This window comes from Pseudomonas aegrilactucae, assembly GCF_019168305.1.
In the GTDB taxonomy this organism is placed as follows: domain Bacteria; phylum Pseudomonadota; class Gammaproteobacteria; order Pseudomonadales; family Pseudomonadaceae; genus Aquipseudomonas; species Aquipseudomonas aegrilactucae.
The window spans coordinates 1-1,748 of the sequence record NZ_JAHTBI010000028.1 but is presented as its reverse complement, the minus strand read 5'-3'; the positions used below and the strand labels follow the sequence as shown (position 1 = coordinate 1,748).

The 1,748-nt window shown below is 58.8% G+C and carries 2 protein-coding genes; both read right to left on the bottom strand.

Annotation, left to right across the window (positions count from 1 at the left end):
- Positions 1 to 1,099: IS66 family transposase (tnpC, locus tag KUO17_RS08825; RefSeq protein ID WP_217975047.1), on the bottom strand; the 1,099-nt coding region annotated here is incomplete at its 3' end.
- A 63-nt stretch (positions 1,100 to 1,162) separates the two neighbouring features.
- Positions 1,163 to 1,498 carry an IS66 family insertion sequence element accessory protein TnpB gene (gene tnpB / locus KUO17_RS26615; protein ID WP_255263489.1) on the bottom strand — a complete coding sequence of 112 codons (336 nt, stop codon included), beginning with the start codon at positions 1,496 to 1,498 and terminating at the stop codon, positions 1,163 to 1,165.
- Positions 1,499 to 1,748: the final 250 nt, after the last annotated feature.

Below are 1,748 nucleotides of genomic sequence, written 5' to 3'. Positions count from 1 at the left end.
CTCGCGCTTGGCGTTCAACCTCGTACAAGCCGCCAATCGAGTGCAGCGCCTGCTCTGCCAGCTGGCTTTTATTCGCCACGTGCAGATCGAAAAACTTACGGCGGGCGTGGGCCATGCAGCCGATTTCGGTCATGCCCTTCTCGAAGCCTGCTTTGTAGCCAGCAAAGTCATCGCACACCAGCTTGCCGTTCCACGTGCCGAGGAAGTTACGCGCATGCTCACCGGCCCGGCTCGGGCTGAAGTCATAAACTACAGCTTTAATTGCCGAGAACGGTGTGGTGCAATAAGCCCAGACATAAGCACGGTGAGTTTTCTTCTGTCCGGGCGCAAGCATTTGCACCGGCGTCTCGTCGGCATGGACGACTTGCTGTGCCAAGACAGCTTCTCGCAAGGCATCAACCAACGGTTGAAGCTGCACACCGGTCTGCCCAACCCATTGCGCCAGTGTCGAGCGCGGGATCGCTAAACCGGCGCGCCCGAAAATTTTCTCCTGCCGATATAGCGGCAAGTGGTCAGCAAACTTCGCCACCATCACGTGAGCCAGCAGGCCTGCGGTTGGGATGCCCTTGTCGATCACCTGGGCCGGTACCGGCGCCTGGATCAGTGTTTCGCACTGACGGCAGGCCCACTTTCCACGCACGTGTTGTTCGACGGTGAACACGCCTGGCGTGTAATCCAGCTTCTCGCTGACGTCCTCGCCGATGCGCTGGAGCTGGCAACCGCAGGAGCACTGAGTGCTTTCTGGCTCATGATGAATGACGGTGCGTGGAAACTGAGGCGGCAACGGCGCGCGCTTCGGCTTTTGGAGCACCTCTGCTGGAACTGGAGCCGGAAGCAGTGCCGTCAGCTCGGCGTCGATAGCCTCAAGATCGATGTTAAGCAGATCGTCGAGCAAGCTGCCTTGCTCAGGACTGATCTGCTCGCTGCGCTTGGCAAACCGGTGCCGCTTGAGGAGTGCGATCTCGTGGGTCAACTGCTCGATGATGGTGTCATCGCGGTGGCTCTTTCTGCCCATGGTGTCGACCTTCGACAGCAACTGCGCAGCGAGAGCGCGCAGTTGGTCGGGGGTCATTTGGTCGAGGTTGGGCAAGGAAGTCATGCCGTAGATTTTACCAAAGCAGACCGCCTGCGGCAGCAGGCTCAGACGTTAATTACAGCCTTTTTAAAGGATCGTTATTGCACCGCCAGCGCCAACGCGCTGCCAAGGCAGACCAAGTACCAGGGCCTGAAGTTGCTCGGCATCCAGTTCCAGCTCGCTACCTTGTCGAATGCCTGGCCAGTGGAATTTGCCTTGGTTCAACCGGCGTGCCGCCAGCCAGACACCAATCCCGTCGTGCACCAGCACTTTCATTCGGTTGGCCCGTCGATTGGCGAAGATATAAGCGCAGTGCGGCTTCGCCGCACCGAACACTGTGATAACTCTGGCCAAGGCGGCCTCGGTGCCAGCGCGCATATCCATGGGCTCGGTGGCGAGCCAGATGGCGTCGATGCGGATCATTGAGTAAGACCACGGATAAAACGGGCGCACCCGTCGGGATCGGCCAGCGGCCACTTCACGGTGAGGTTTTGATGGCCGAAAGGAACGTCGATACTGACGGACATTTGCAGATCGGCCTGTGGTGGGGATGGTAGTTTTATCGGAACAAAAGCGGGCAGCGTTGTCGCCTCACAATCACGATAAAGAAGTGATCCATCCCCCGGTCGTCAGGATAGTTGTCGCCTCGCCAGATTTACCTGAAACCAGACCC